The 15,560-nt window shown below is 41.0% G+C and carries 10 protein-coding genes and 2 tRNA genes; 9 read left to right on the top strand and 3 right to left on the bottom strand.

Translation table 11 applies throughout. The features are described 5' to 3' along the window. Window positions 1-148: 148 nt before the first annotated feature. Window positions 149-541, bottom strand: coding sequence for a DUF3127 domain-containing protein (locus MKQ68_RS19190; RefSeq protein WP_255861663.1), 393 nt, complete (start codon window positions 539-541; stop codon window positions 149-151). A gap of 555 nt (window positions 542-1,096) precedes the next feature. On the opposite strand from MKQ68_RS19190, the gene dnaA reads away from it, so the two are divergent. The 4 genes from dnaA to MKQ68_RS19170 all read left to right on the top strand — a co-directional run bounded on the left by dnaA (window position 1,097) and on the right by MKQ68_RS19170 (window position 4,405). Continuing rightward, the gene (gene dnaA / locus MKQ68_RS19185) at window positions 1,097-2,530 is read left to right on the top strand and encodes a chromosomal replication initiator protein DnaA (RefSeq protein ID WP_264280509.1); all 1,434 of its coding nucleotides are present in this window, start codon (window positions 1,097-1,099) and stop codon (window positions 2,528-2,530) included. Window positions 2,531-2,664: 134 nt separating this feature from the next. Then, window positions 2,665-2,753, top strand: a tRNA-Ser gene (locus MKQ68_RS19180). A 20-nt stretch (window positions 2,754-2,773) separates the two neighbouring features. After that, window positions 2,774-2,848, top strand: a tRNA-Pro gene (locus tag MKQ68_RS19175). Window positions 2,849-3,148: 300 nt separating this feature from the next. Continuing rightward, entirely contained in the window at window positions 3,149-4,405 is a 1,257-nt protein-coding gene (locus tag MKQ68_RS19170) for a site-specific integrase (protein ID WP_264280508.1), read from the top strand. 37 nt (window positions 4,406-4,442) lie between these two features. On the opposite strand, the gene MKQ68_RS19165 is transcribed toward MKQ68_RS19170, so the two are convergent. Beyond that, window positions 4,443-5,900 carry a KAP family NTPase gene (locus MKQ68_RS19165; RefSeq protein ID WP_264280507.1) on the bottom strand — a complete coding sequence of 486 codons (1,458 nt, stop codon included), beginning with the start codon at window positions 5,898-5,900 and terminating at the stop codon, window positions 4,443-4,445. Between the two features lie 102 nt (window positions 5,901-6,002). Next, window positions 6,003-6,497 carry an SH3 domain-containing protein gene (locus MKQ68_RS25975; protein ID WP_432803729.1) on the bottom strand — a complete coding sequence of 165 codons (495 nt, stop codon included), beginning with the start codon at window positions 6,495-6,497 and terminating at the stop codon, window positions 6,003-6,005. Window positions 6,498-7,016: 519 nt separating this feature from the next. Here MKQ68_RS25975 and MKQ68_RS19160 point away from each other — a divergent pair. The 5 genes from MKQ68_RS19160 (at window position 7,017) to MKQ68_RS19140 (ending at window position 15,556) form a co-directional block, all read left to right on the top strand. Next, window positions 7,017-7,586, top strand: a complete 570-nt coding sequence (locus MKQ68_RS19160) for an RNA polymerase sigma factor (RefSeq protein ID WP_264280506.1) — start codon at window positions 7,017-7,019, stop codon at window positions 7,584-7,586. A gap of 176 nt (window positions 7,587-7,762) precedes the next feature. Then, the gene (locus MKQ68_RS19155; RefSeq protein ID WP_244844248.1) at window positions 7,763-8,893 is read left to right on the top strand and encodes a FecR family protein; all 1,131 of its coding nucleotides are present in this window, start codon (window positions 7,763-7,765) and stop codon (window positions 8,891-8,893) included. A gap of 285 nt (window positions 8,894-9,178) precedes the next feature. Further along, window positions 9,179-12,634, top strand: a complete 3,456-nt coding sequence (locus MKQ68_RS19150) for a SusC/RagA family TonB-linked outer membrane protein (RefSeq protein ID WP_244844246.1) — start codon at window positions 9,179-9,181, stop codon at window positions 12,632-12,634. Window positions 12,635-12,644: 10 nt separating this feature from the next. Beyond that, complete coding sequence (locus MKQ68_RS19145; protein WP_244844237.1) at window positions 12,645-14,039, top strand: RagB/SusD family nutrient uptake outer membrane protein; 1,395 nt, start codon at window positions 12,645-12,647, stop codon at window positions 14,037-14,039. A gap of 2 nt (window positions 14,040-14,041) precedes the next feature. Next, entirely contained in the window at window positions 14,042-15,556 is a 1,515-nt protein-coding gene (locus tag MKQ68_RS19140; RefSeq protein ID WP_264280505.1) for a TlpA family protein disulfide reductase, read from the top strand. Window positions 15,557-15,560 lie beyond the last annotated feature (4 nt).

Below are 15,560 nucleotides of genomic sequence, written 5' to 3'. Positions count from 1 at the left end.
AGCTGGTTAGGTATTTATCCTAAAACGAGGCAAAGATACGGAGAACAGATAAAACTGCCATGTGGCAGTGTGGCTGACAAGCTGACCTGTCTGTATAAAAAAAGCCGCACCCTGTAGAGTGCGGCTGTATAGAGAGGATATGCTTCGATTAGAAAGGAAGGTCGTCGCCACCTGCAGCGCCACCATTAAAGGAAGGTGCCTGCGGAGCGTTGTAGTCCGGCATACGATCGCCGCCACCGGCTGCGTCCTGCATCATTGCTTCCATGCGCCATGCGTCGAGGTTGGTGATGTAGTTCACTTTACCGTCTTTTTCCCACCGGGTACCCCTGATGTTAAAGTATACTTTTACAGTTTCGCCTTCGTTAAAACGGTCAACTATTGCTGTTCTGTCCTGAACTGCCTGGAACTTTATATAGTTGGTGATGATACGGCCATTGATGTCATCGGATTTCTCGATCACAAATTCTCTCGTCTTAAACGTTTCGCTGCGTTGCATCGTATTATACTTTACAACCAGCTTTCCGGTAATTTCAAAACTCATAGCAAAATAGATTTAAAATGTTCAGTGGGCCAAAGATAAGTCATTCACTTCCGTCAGGAGAAAATAAATTTTTCCACAAGTTATTAGCAAAATCGCTTGCATCCTTCAAAATTTGCACGACCTTTGCCGCCCCGGTAAACCGAGGTATGGTGATAACCCTCTAAAATGGACCTTTATTAAGTGGTTCGGGAGGGAGCTGAAGCGGTGCCAGGGAAGGGCAATGTTATTTTACCGGTTATGCTTGTTAATATATTAAATAGCGTGACTAATGTATGGGTATGATGATGAAAGCAAAGGCATTTATTTAGCATTTGGTTTAGCAGGCGAATCGGCTGAAACATAGACTGGATGGCAGTTTGAGAGAAGTGGAGATATGGGTGAGGCGGAGTATGACAATCTGTAATTGTGGGTTAAGAAACAAGGTTAGATAAATTTTTTTTTCAACATTTTCTACAGATATTCGTCATCCTGTCAAATAATTTTTCAACAGCCTACGTTGAAAAGTTTGTATTCGAGAACACCCTAATTAATAAACGAATAATTATTTTTTACTAAATGAATAAAACTTGCGAACAAGTTTGGGAAAGGTGTCTGAATATAATCAGGGATATAGTGGAGTGGCAGCCGTTTAAAACATGGTTTGAACCGATAAAACCTATCAAGCTTGAAAACAATGTTTTAACCATTCAGGTACCAAGTCAGTTTTTTTACGAATACCTCGAAGAGCACTATGTAGGTTTGTTAGGGAAAACAATTAAGCGGGAATTAGGGAAAGAGGCGAGACTGGAGTATCGCATCGTTGTGGAGAATGGAACACCCCACCAGCATCCCAAAACAGTGAACATGCCAACGCAGTTCTCCAAACCACAAAAGGACAGCGAAGTAGATTTTCCGCTGACGATCCAGAATCCGGTTAAAAATCCATTTGTCATCCCTGGTATTAAGAGGGTACAGATCGATTCACAACTGAATCCAAACTACACTTTCGAAATGTTCATCGAAGGTGACTCTAACCGTGTTGCCCGCCGTGCTGGTAAAACAGTGAGCGACAAGCCGGGTGGTACCTCTTTTAATCCACTGGTAATATATGGTGGCGTAGGTTTAGGTAAAACACACCTTGCACAGGCGATCGGTAACGAGGTAAAGCGTCAGGCCCCCAATAAGGCGGTGCTGTACGTGAGCGCAGAAAAGTTTATCAACCAGTTCATCGATCACTCGAAGAACAATATTATCAATGACTTCATTCACTTCTACCAGCTCATTGATGTGCTGATCGTAGATGACATCCAGTTTTTTGCCCGTGCAGAGAAATCACAGGATGCGTTTTTCGCCATCTTTAACCACCTGCATCAATCCGGCAAACAACTGATCCTTACTTCCGACAAACCGCCTAAAGATCTCGACGGCGTGCAGGAGCGTTTGCTCAGCCGCTTCCGTTGGGGGCTAAGCGCCGACATTCAACTGCCCGACTTCGAAACACGTATGGAAATCCTCGAGATGAAAATGCGCAACGACGGACTGGAAATGCCGAAGGAAGTAATTAAATACGTAGCCTATAATATCCAGAGCAACGTTCGTGAACTGGAAGGTGCATTGATCTCCCTGCTGGCACAATCGTCATTGAACCGTAAGGAGATTGACCTGGAGCTGGCTAAGCGCGTACTGAAGTCTTTCGTAAAAACATCTTCCAAAGAAATTACCATCGAGAGTATTCAGAAAATGGTATGCGAATACTTTGATGTGCCTTACGACAAACTGCTGCAGAAAACGCGCAAACGTGAGATTGTACAGGCTCGTCAGATTACGATGTACCTCGCAAAATCATTTACAAAGAACTCGCTTAAAACGATCGGAGAGCACTTTGGCGGCCGCGATCACACCACCGTAATTCACTCTTGTCAGACAGTGAAAGATTTGATGGATACCGATAATACATTTAGAGACAGCGTTGTTGAATTGCAGCAAAAAGTGCAGCTGGCGGCCATGTAGACCGATTTATACCTCTGAGAAAACAAGACATTTGAAGTGCCGGAAAAGTTTCCGGCACTTTTTTTTCAAAAAAGTGAACTAGCTTTTGGAGATTAACAAAATATTCCTATTTTTGCATCCCATTCAAACGGTACGGTGAGGTGCCTGAGTGGCCGAAAGGACCGGTTTGCTAAACCGGCGTACGGGTCAAACTGTACCGAGGGTTCGAATCCCTCCCTCACCGCGAAACTCCGGCAAATAGTTCGGGATGTAGCGTAGTCCGGTTATCGCGCCTGCTTTGGGAGCAGGAGGTCGCAAGTTCGAATCTTGCCATCCCGACTAAGCAAAAGGGCTTTTGATCACAGATCGAAAGCCCTTTTTGTTTGCATTTATCTCATCAAATAATTCATAAGAAACGCCTGCAAGAAATTGCAGGCGTTTTTTTTGCGCTGACTTAGAACAAGTAAAATTTACGGATTCGCATGAAATTAATGTGCGTAAATCGTGGCACTTTTTAAAGCGCGAAAAAAGTGCCACGAATTTGCATTTAAATGATTGTAAATCAACTTGTTCAAGTCTTAAACATCTTGATTTCTTATCGCATCAATCTGATTTTTATTCACTTAAAAACAGATTGTTATGTTAGAACAAAGTGTCGGTGTGCTGTTTTTTTTAAAGCAGTCAAAAAGGAAAAAGAAGGGCCCTGTAAAGTACATCTACTTAAGGGTTACTGTAGATGGTGTTTCGAAGGAATTTTCAACCAAGCGAACGTGGAATGTTGATCGATGGAATCAAAATTTTGGTAGGGCAGAGGGGAGCAAAGAAAATGCCCGAACCTTGAATGCGTACCTGGATGCACTTACCAGTCAAGTCACAAGAGCCAAACTTGATTTATTAGAACAGGGAAAGGTATTGACAGCACCTCTTCTTATTGATTTTCTGAAGGGCAACATTTCGAAGAGAAAAGTTTACATGTTGATGGAGGTGTATGCTGATTATCTGGAGGTCGTGAAATCCTTAATCGGTGAAGATTATGCAGTAGTGACCTGGCAGCGGCTGGATAGAATAAGAAGATGTATAGGGGATTTCATACTATACAAATACGGAAAAAATGACATCCCGCTATCCTCACTGGACTTTGCCTTTGCTAAGGACTTGACTACCTGGCTGAAGGCAATAAGAGGACTTTCGAACAATACGACAGTAAAGTATTTTCAGACGTTTAAGTCTGTAGTCATCGATGCGGTCAAGCGTAAATGGATTGCTTCTGATCCTTTTTCAGAGTTTAAGCTGCGGAAGAAGGAGATAGATGTTGTTCCACTAAACGAAATGGAACTCTCGCGTATACAGAATAAGCAGTTCTCCTGCGAACGGCTGAACGTTGTAAGGGACCTGTTCATCTTCTCGTGTTATACCGGCCTGGCTTACGCGGACATTAGCCGTTTGGCCTGGGAGCATATCTCACGCATGCCGTCCGGCGATCGTTGGATCATTATAGCGAGAAAGAAAACCACTACGCTGAGTCGGATTCCGCTGTTGCCAACGGCAAGGGGAATCATTTATAAATACGGATGCCAGTTGCATTACCGAAGTCGGAAAGGCGTTTTGCCAAGGATGAGTAACCAGAAGTTGAATGCTTACTTAAAGGAGATAGCGGACCTTACTAAAATTACAAAGCACTTGACGTTCCATATTGCCCGCCATACGTTTGCGACTACCGTAACGTTAGCGAACGGACTGAGTTTAGAAAGCGTGTCTGCGATGCTGGGTCATAAACGTTTAGCGCAAACGCAGCATTATGGTAAGATCGTGGGGGGCAGGATTGCCGAAGAGATGAATTTATTGAAAAGAAAGCTAGAGAATAATCCTGAACGGCAGCCGGTCTACACTGCATAATCCTTTCTTCCATAAAGGAGGCGGGAATACTGCCTCCTTACTTTATATATCCATGTTGTCGCAACATCGAAAAAACCTCGCCAAATTTCTCCCAATACTCAGATGGGGAACCAGTAAAATTCTGAGGGTCTTCGCCAGGCTGTGTGGGCTGTTTTACTGTTGAATAGCTATAGAGGTTATCTCTTCCACCCCCATCCACTGAAGATTGCAATACATATTTATCGGTGCCTATTTGCAAAGTCACTTTTTCTTGCCCTGCAAATTTTCTTTCGAAATGTAAAAGATACATCAAGTCCCCAATCAGCATATTTGAAAACTTAACCTTGTTATATTTAAACTTATCGATATGCCTTTCTAGTTCAAAGGCTCCCCCTATAACCGTTACAAGAAATTTCAGTTTTGCTACTAGCGGGAGATGTATGGCCTTAACTACATTTTCAAATCCCATATCCACATCTTCATTATGATAGTCAATTTGCTTGCCGGCCACATTCTTAAGCGCTCTTAGCGTTAATTGTCGTTTCTCGACTAAGAAAACAATAATATCGACTATTAGTGGATCAGATAGATAAAGCCTGTTCAACCCGCGATCACTACCAGGAACCGTGAAGGTGTCTAATAGCTTAAGAACTTCTTTTTTAAACGCAGGGCCATTATCGAAATGAAACACATCAGAACTGTAGAATTTATCAATGAAGCCCGTAAAATCTGTTTTCGATCCATAGCGGTGCTCATACATATTTCGAATATTTTCAATGTCTGCAACCACTATAACTTTGTCAAATAATAGTTGAGTGCCTCTGTCAATTCTCTTTGAGTGTAGTTGGCTTGCGAAAACGTTTAGTATTCTAAAAGTATGGTCAGGGTCAAGCCGGTCAAGATCATCAATAATTAATACGCTTCTTTGCTCTGCGTCGGGATTCTGCTTACCTGTCAATGAATTGATCATTGTTGTGATGATGTCATTTTCATATAATCTTCCTGCGCTTTCGACATCACCCATAAACGATTCCAACTTTTCAAACTTACTTATGGATAATTCGTCATATAGCGAGTAGAATCTTTTATCGAAATCTTCAATGTATTCATATGCGTCAACCAAACTCTTGCCAACTTCCGGTATCATTTTTACTAATTGCTTAACAAATGGTTTAAATTCTCGTTTCGCAAATTTTATACTGGTCTCTGTAAATGTTGGTGTTTTGCGGCCGCTGTCATCAAGCGCGCCTATTTCGAGTAAACATAAAAGGAGGTCGTACTTTATATATCGGATGATGTCTTCGTTCGTGGAAATCGAGTAGTTGATAGGAGAAACCTTGAAAACATTATACTTATCCGTCCGCTGTCGAAAAAAATCCTCCAGGAAAGTTGACTTCCCCGAGCCGTATTTTCCTGAAAAGAATATATGTTGATTCCGTTCATCATCGATATGCTTCTGGAATGCAGGTACGGGATATTCGGTGATGACTTGAAAATATAAAGGATCGTCGATCATTTTTAGCTAAAGTTATTATTTCATGGGAGAAAATATCAGGAATTTTGGAAGTGCTTGAATGGGCTCCGGAGTAAACCCTTTCGGATTTCAATGTTTGAAGGGTTAATCAATCGCCTTGGTATAATAAGCCAGGTACTTTTTCACTACGTAGCCTTTTACCTGTAGGTAGTTTGTGTTTATAAATGATATTTCGCACCATCCGTTGTTAAACTCATTTTCTATTTTAACGTTTGTACTTACTGAAACCTTGGTAATAACTGGAAAGCTGGTTCCCGGGCCGGATCGGACGTTTAACAGGGAAGTGTTTACATAATATTGTACGGTAGTTAATTTTAATGACGAGGGGCGTGAGGGTTTAATGGTAGAAGATGGTGATGAGGATGGATAGCGGACGCTGCGCGACGGTTTGTAGGTAGGCAGATCGTTACTGCAAACGCCGCAACTGCCGCCACTGTTACAATGCGCGCATCGGCTGCAATTTCTGCAGGCTGTGCAATAAGCGGAGCCGGTGCATTTGCCGCAACATTCGTCAACAGCGCGAGCACCATCAACCTTAAATAAAAATATCCAGGAAACTAATAGCAATATGGATTTCATTGGGTGAAATTTTAGTGAGAAGAATCTTATCGATTGCTGGGATGTTTTTTGTAACAGTTATTACCGCAATGTAATGCTTTTCGACATTCTTCTGGATCGATACTGATGTGCTACTTGTGATGGATTAACAGCCTGCTAACAATCTTTTCGGGCGTAATTTTAGTAAAACACCTATGAAAGCGCGATCGTATCGCAGTAGATTGAAATTTGACAAATGTTAAATTTCGGTTGACTTGACTGAGAAATCCTCATGCGAGTCGCCAGCAGACTATGATATATTTAAAAATAATCTAAAAATTTGCTGTTTGTTTTGATGTCAATTTAACAGTTAATATCTTTCGGCCTGCGGTATTATTGCTCTTTGTATATTAGTAATAGTACCAACAACCAACTATTTCAACCTGGTTTGCCCCCGATCTCCGATTTACTATGTGACACTTATCCTTGCAAATGTTTTACATTAAACATATATTTGATATGTTTAATTAATCGTGTGAATGCGCCTTCAGGATAGCGTGTATGAGTTCAATTGATAAACTTACTGATTCGCAATTATTTCAGCTTTTGAAAGAAAATGCTGATCAGCAGGCTTATGCCGAATTGTATAATCGCCACAACGTGCTTTTATATCGACGTGCATTGAGACTTACCAGTGATGAAGAGCATGCTAGGGATTTGACTCAGGACGTATACATGCACTTATGGGAAAAGCGGAAGACCATCGATATACATGATGGTAAGTTGTTGGCTTATCTGTACAGGTTGATATTTCATAAATCGACACGGATCACATTAAAGACGAGCAATGATCATAATTATTTTGATCATCTGAAAGCCACATTTTCTGAAGGACATAATGATACGGAGAATAGGATATTACTTCAGGAGCTGGAGGAATCAATTGCGAGTGCGCTTCAGAAAATGAAACCTAAAGTTAGGGACGTTTTTATTCAAAGCCGTTTTGAAGACAAGTCCCATTCGGTTATTAGTCAAGAAAACAATATACCCTACAATACCGTGAGAGATAATATAAGAAAAGCACTTCAACGTTTAAAAATAATGGGAGTAGGATTACGTTGCTTTTTCTAATCTAGCTCAAAACAATTCCACGAAAGCTTAGACATCACATATAAATCACGCAGGCCGACTGGTCTGCTTTTCGGCGTTGCGTCGTTTATTCGTCAACGTTATTTTTTTAATTTTTTTACATCCCAACGTCTCCTCAGATGTATAATATAATATAGGGCTGTTGCAATTGAACCTACATGGATAAAGAGATAAGAAAATTACTGGAACTATACGCTCGGGGTGAATGCACTCCCGATCAAGTCGAGTTTGTCGAAATGACCTTGTTTGGCCCTGATGGAAATCCCAAAGCTCAAACCGAAGGTGAAGCGTATGCCGAAACGGAAGTGTGGACAGTTCTAAATGCGGCGATTCGGAAGCAAACGATGTTAAGACGCGTTCGCCGCATTGCGTACTATTCATCGGCTGCTGCAGTTTTAGTTTTTGCAGTATTTGTCTTTAAATCCAACCATCGAATTTCACCTACAGAACCAATCATTATCACAAATGTTGCTCCTGGAAAAAACCAGGCTTTTCTCGTTTTATCGAATGGGAAAAAGGTATACTTGGATACGACTAACGGAAGCAAAATTGCCACCGAAGCCGGTGTTAAAATCTACAAGGATTCATCAGGTACGCTTGTTTACGATATGGCTGATGTTGAGTCTGCCAGTGCCAATACGCGCACTATAAACACCGTGGAAACGCCGCGGGGAGGAAGCTATCAAGTCACATTATCTGATGGCACTAAAGTGTGGCTGAATGCTGCATCATCTATCTCATTCCCTGTAAAATTCAATTCAGGGATACGAGAAGTTACTACCACCGGAGAATGTTATTTTGAAGTGACCCGGATGTCGCATAAACCTTTTATTGTAAAATCAGCTGGCCAGGTGATCGAAGTGCTTGGCACTAAGTTCAATGTTAATGCTTATTCCGATGAACCTGGTATAAAGACCGTGCTATTGGAAGGGAGCGTAAGAATTGGGAATGGCCGTGCGAAGCAATTGCTAAAACCTGGACAGCAGGCCTTTCTATCTGCCGAAGAGTTTACCATCGGCGAAGCTCCGACCCATTCCGCCTCCTGGAGGAAGGGCATCATCAGATTCAAAGATGCTCAGCTAAAGGAGATATTGAGAGAAGCCGGGCGTTGGTACGATCTGGACGTAGTTTATAGTGGAAGCATCAGTAGCAGGCAGATCACGTTTGCGATCCCCCGCTCGGTACCATTGACTCAATTTTTGAAAGCATTAGGTGACTTAGATATAGATTTTAAGCTTACCGAAAAAAATAATGGAGAAAAGACTTTAACAGTTATCGGCTATCAGTAAATACATAGATAAAACACGACCATATACTAAGAAGAAAGGAGTTCGAAAACAGAAACAGATTGTCATTGAAACACGACCAGGCTGAATATAAAAGCCGAAAAGCGATCTCACCCGCTCTTCGGCATAATGCATTTGGCCTTTAAAAAATGTCCCAGCAAGGAACCTAATTTAAAACAACCAAACTGACGTAAAAGTATGAAAATTTTTACATGTACTTTCCTTTGTCCTGCAAGGAAAGAGACGAAGCTGTATTTTTTTAAAAATCGGCAAATAACCAAGATCATTATGCGATTACAGGTATTCTCTTTACTTATGTTTATGATCTGCATCCATGCATTTGGAAATGCAAACGCCCAGCGGATCACGCTGAAGGCCAATAATGTTACCCTGGAAAAATTGTTTGAAGATATCGAGCGACAGACCGGATATGTCTTTAGTTACAAAAGCGATATTGGAAGGAGCTTCAGAACGAGCGTCAATTTAGTTGATGTAACCATACAAACCGCCTTATCCAACGGCCTGAAAGGATTACCACTGACTTATCAGGTAAATGATAAGTATGTCGTGATCAGCGAATATAAAGCAGCTAAACCACTTGCACCCGTGATGCTGGATACCTCACCTATAAAGATCAGGGGAAAAGTAGAAGACCTCGACGGTAAGCCAGTGGATGGTGCGTCCGTACGTGTCATTGGTACGAAGATTGGGACTTATACGAACGCCCAGGGTATCTATGAATTGAACATCCCATCAAAAAATGTTAAAATCTCGATTTCTTCAGTAGGTTATGAAACCTATATTCTCGATGCATCCAATACCACCACTTACAATGCCATCATCAAGCCATCTGTCATAGAAATTAAAGGCGTCGAAATTTCAACGGGTTACCAGAATTTGTCCCCAGAACGAGCTACGGGGTCCGTAACGTTGGTTGATAATAAATTACTGAATAGGACTGTATCCGCAGATATTTTATCGCGCTTAAATGGCGTGACAAATGGCCTGCTTGTCAGCAATCAAACAGGTAACAGTTTAGGCATCAGCGTTCGCGGAAGGAGTACAATTTTTTCAAGTACGAAGCCGTTGATCGTCGTAGATAATTTCCCCTTCGAAGGTGATTTAAATACGATCAATCCCGATATGATTGAAAGTGTTACTGTACTAAAAGATGCTGGCGCCGCAGCCATCTGGGGTGTTAGAGCCGGCAATGGCGTGATCGTCATAACAACCAAAAAGGGGAAACTAAACTTGAAACCAACGGTTTCCATAAAGAGCGATCTGACAATCGCAGGAAAGCCAGACCTGTGGTACGAACCACAATTGTCGTCCAGCGAATTTATAGATGTTGAAACATACCTCTTCAACAACGGTGCTTACACTAGTACGATCGACAATGAGTACGGAGCTCTTTCTCCAGTCGTTTCAATTTTGCAGAGGATTAAAACAGAACCTTCTTATAAAGATCAAGGGATGCGTGAAATTGATCGTCTTAGAGCAGTCGATTACCGGGATGACCAGTCAGATTATTATTATCGAAAGTCAGTGAGGGAACATTACATTTTCGACATTACCGGGGGAGGCGCCAATCAATCTTATTACTTCTCTGCGGGCTATGATCGTAACAGGCCTAATCTTGTTGCTCAGTCAGACGAAAGAATCACCCTTAAGGCTAACAGTAGTCATTATTTGCTCAGCAAAAAAATAACTATTAATCCTGACATAACATTTTCAAAGTCAAATTTTACAAACAACGATTTAAACAGCCGAATTGGCAACTTACCCTATGAAGAACTCACTAATTCTGACGGTGGGCATCGGTCCATTGTAATTGCAGGTGGTTTGAGATCTTCGTATACCGATACAGCCGGAAGAGGGCGGCTTCTGGATTGGAACTATCGGCCGCTGGATGATTTTACAAATAAATATGCTCAGTCAAACGCCACTTTAGTTGACTATCGTATAAATGTCGGTGCAAATTACCAGATCATAAAGTCGTTAAACCTGAGTGCAAACTATCAATATTATAATGCTAGCCGTACCGCTCAGGATAGTTATAGCGAAAATTCTTTTTACGTAAGGAACCTCATAAATTCATACACTTCAATAGGAGGGAGTGCTATAGTTCGTCCTGTGCCTTTAGGTGGTATTGTTGTACCGTCATCTTCATTACGTGAATCAAATTATGGGAGGGTTCAATTGAATTTCAATGAGGAGTTTGATCGCATCCATATGATTAATTTTCTTGCCGGATATGAAGCAAGGGATGATTCTTATAAAGAAGTTAGGACGAATACTCTGTATGGATACAATTTCTCGACTGAGACGAATGTGCCAGTTGACTACGTAACTTTATTTCCGAATTACTACAATGGAGCAGTAGCTCAAATTCCTTCCGGAAATAGGCAGTACAAGACCACGGACAAATACATATCTTATTATGCCAACGGATTGTACACTTATGACCGCCGGTATACAATATCTGGAAGCTTCAGAAAAGACGAGTCGAACCTTTTTGGCGTTAAGGCGAACCAAAAAGGGGTGCCGCTTTGGTCAATTGGTCTGTCCTGGAGTGTACTAAATGAAAAATTCGTGAGTCTGCCGTGGTTAAATTTATTAAAGTTAAGGGCAACCTACGGCTATAATGGAAACATCAATAATTCCGTTTCGGCATATTTGACGGCTGCTCCCTCCCTTATTAACCCTTATACCAATACATTGTATTACAACATTATTAATCCTCCTAATGATTTTTTGCGGTGGGAGAGAGTGAAAAATAAAAATGTGGGTTTAAACTTCTCTACAAAGAATGACGTTATTTCCGGAAGCATTGAGTTTTTCGCCAAGGATGGCACTGATTTGATAGGTACCAGTCCTATTGCCCCGCAGACTGGCGTGTCTCAATTTATAGGTAATACAGCTGACACAAGAACTCGCGGCATTGATGTTCAATTGACATCTTTAAATATAGATCGCGCAATAAGGTGGTCAACTACTTTCATTTTCAATCAAGTTAAAGATGAAATCACCGATTATAAAGTAGAAACGGGTACAAATAATACCGTTGTTACAAGCACGCTCGGTTCATTAACACCACTTAAGGGATATCCAATTAATGCCCTTTTCGGCTACCGCTGGGCGGGCTTGGATGGGACCGGAAGTCCACAAGGGTATCTTGCCAATGCAATCGTCAAGGATTATACAGCGATTCGGAACTCGAGTAATCGCTCTGATTTGAATTTCGTTGGTTCAGGAACTCCCATAACATTCGGGAGCTTAAGAAATACCTTTTCTTTTAAGGGATTGGAGGTATCGGTGAACTTGATCTATAAAATGAATTATTATTTTCGTCGTAACTCTTTAAATAATGGTTCTATCTATGGCTCTACAATCGTGTTCAAGCAACCCGACTATGAAAACAGATGGCAAAAGCCTGGAGATGAATTGACGACGAATGTACCTGCATTAATTTATCCAAATAATATCGGAAGAACTAACTTTTACACCTATTCAGATCATTTGATTGAACGTGGCGACCATGTCCGTATACAAGACATACAAGCTAACTATACTATCTCTAAGAATCAATTTCCTAAGCTTCTTGTTCGAGATATTAATGTTTACGGATATGTAAGCAACGTAGGAGTTATTTGGAGGAAGAGCAATGATATTTTAGATCCTGAAGTGCAGACCGGATATCCAATGCCAACTACGTTTGCAGTCGGTTTCAAAGCAACATTTTAATTCAGAAAACATGAAAAAGATACATATAGTTTTAGCCTGCGTTTTTAGCTGTATTATGCTCACGGGATGTGGGAAGGACTTTTTGGAGGAAAAACCAAGTTCTGAAATTGTACAACCCAGAACTTTGGACGAATTTCAGAAATTGCTGGATAATAATTCGGCAATCAATGCTACTTCGGGATTAGGTATTCTTGGAGGCGATGAGTACGAGTTTTCAAATAATGATACTTGGAAAGCCGCTCCAACTGTTTCAAGAAACTCCTACATTTGGGCAGCTGATCTGTTCGAAGGGGAAAACTCAGATAATTGGAACCTCCCATACACCGCTATATTTTATGCGAACAATGTACTGGCCGGTCTTCAAACAATCGTCACAACTCCTCAGAGTGAATTGAACTGGAAGTATACCAACGGATGGGCGCTATTTGTTCGAGCTTATGCCTATTTTGATCTCGTGTCGAACTTCTCTAAATCCTATTCAAAATCAACAGCAGCTTCGGATTTGGGTATTCCTTTGCGCGTTAAGCCGTCGATAGACGAAGTGCTTCCACGATCATCGGTTGAACAAACTTATAGTCAAATCATAAATGATTTGAATGCGGCAATCCCGTCGCTGAACGTCGAAGTAGCAGCAACTAAAACACGACCTTCGAAGTACGCTGCATACGCGTTATTGGCGAAAGTTTATTTAACAATGGAGCATTATAAACTTGCAGAGCTATACGCAGATAGTTGTTTGCAACTAAATAACAGGTTGCTCAACTACAACAGTCTTTCAAAGACCTCTAATGCTCCGTTTGCTTTAAATCATGGCGAGCAGATCTATCATAGCCAGGCGGTTGGAAACGGGACGTATTCTACTTCCAGTAACAATGCGAACATTAAAGTCAGTCCAGAATTAATCGCATTATATGGTCCCAATGATCTTCGGTTGAACATATTTTTCTTACGACAAAGTGATGGAACCTATGATTTCAAAAGGGGGTATGGCGGACCAGGGCTAGTACCCTTCACTGGATTAGCGATGGATGAAGTATATCTTATAAAAGCCGAAAGCGCGGCACGAAACGGAAATATTTCCACCGCAATGTCTTATTTGAACCAGCTGCTCATTAACCGCTGGAATCCTGGTGCAACAAATCCAGCAGCCCCGTATATTGACATGTCAGCTCAGACGAGAGATGAAGCTTTGAATATGATTCTTTTGGAGAGGCGAAAGGAACTTGTCTGGCGAGGAGCGAGGTGGCAGGATGTAAAGCGTTTAAATAGCGCAGGAGGGATCATGTCACTCAAAAGAATTATTGATGGAAAGACTTATATACTCGATGCTAACGATCCTAAGTTTGTTTTTCCAATTCCAGACAACGAAATCGTTTTAAGTAAGATCAACCAAAATATCCGGTAGATATGAGATTAATTATAATGCTGTTGTTGGTTTTAAGCCAGCTACTAGCCTATGGAAAACTGAGCAATCTCGATACTTCGCAAGCGGAACTTATACTTAAAGGAAAAGTTGTAGAACCATCGTTGGCGAATAATCCAAATCAAAAATTTGAATTGCGTTTTTATGTTTCAAGTCTAGCGGCAAACCGACTCACTGCGAATCCTCCGAAATATACAGTAGAACTCAAATACAATGAAGATTTTGAGGTTGTAATACCGCATAAGAAGGGAATTGTCTATCTAACCTATGGTTGTACCGCTGACGCGGCAAATAAGGTCTGGACTTTCATTGATAAAGTGTATATTGTTCAAGTTGATGGTCGCACAGTTATAGATATGAAAATATTTGAAAATAAAATAGTATTTTCAGGATCACAATTTCATCGGCTACAGTGCCAAGATGACGTGCACAGGATTGAGTACAACACGACCGACGATAATGATAAGCTTACAAAGTTGGCTTCTGAAGGAAAATGGGATAGTTTATTTGAGTTCAGAGATGAAAAGGAGGATTCTATTTTGAATTTGCGGCTCCTAGTCGTAAAAAAGTATGTTAAAGTAATTGGCCGAATGTTCGCAGACACACTGGTTGCAAACTGTTATGGTTCAAGGTATTTTCTACAGTTTAGATCGATGATTACTACAATTTATCCCACGGATGCGATTCAAGCATTTGTTCAGAGGACAGTTTTTAGAAATCTAGAGTATAGTTTACCGAAGTTTGATGAAAGCATATTAGTCGGTGCACCTATCTATACGGATTTTCTATTCCGAATGATATCGTTACGGAATGCAATGGGGGATTTGAATGTTGGAGCGTATCTGCAACCCATATTTAATGATATCAAGTTAAATTACAACGGGTTAATTAGAGATAAGCTATTTGCACTTTTTGTGTTAAATTACTCTCAGGTTCCGGGTGTTTTGTCTTATGCAAAAGAATCTAGACAATTGATTCAAAATGCTTCGTACAGAGACTTAATCGAGAAGGCAATTTTCAAATTGAATCGTGGACAGCCATTTTTTCCATTCAGTCTGGAGGATGATAAGGGAAATATTGTTACTCTTGATAATCTTCGAAAGAAAGTATTGTTTATTGATTTCTGGTATACTGGCTGCTCGAATTGCGCCTCTTTGAAGAAATATCTTGAACCATTTCACAAAAGGTATGAAAAAGACTCAAATGTCGTTTTTGTGACCGTATCTATCGATCGGGATAAGCAGAAGTGGTTGAAAAGTATCAAGTCTGGTTTATATACAACGGCTAAATCCTTAAATCTCTTAGCGAGTCCTCAGGCGACTGGCGAGAATGGCCGCCATCCGCTAATCAATGCATATGGAATCACTTCATTTCCAACCGTTATGATCGTTAAGGAAGGTCAAATGTATGAATCTGCACCTCCTTTGTTCGATTTGATGAAACTTAATGCTGTCATTGATCAGGCAATAAATGAAATGATGAAAAAAGGGCTGCCATAGCAGC

Source organism: Chitinophaga horti (genome assembly GCF_022867795.2).
GTDB classification, from domain to species: domain Bacteria; phylum Bacteroidota; class Bacteroidia; order Chitinophagales; family Chitinophagaceae; genus Chitinophaga; species Chitinophaga horti.
This window is presented reverse-complemented; position numbering and strand designations above follow the sequence as displayed.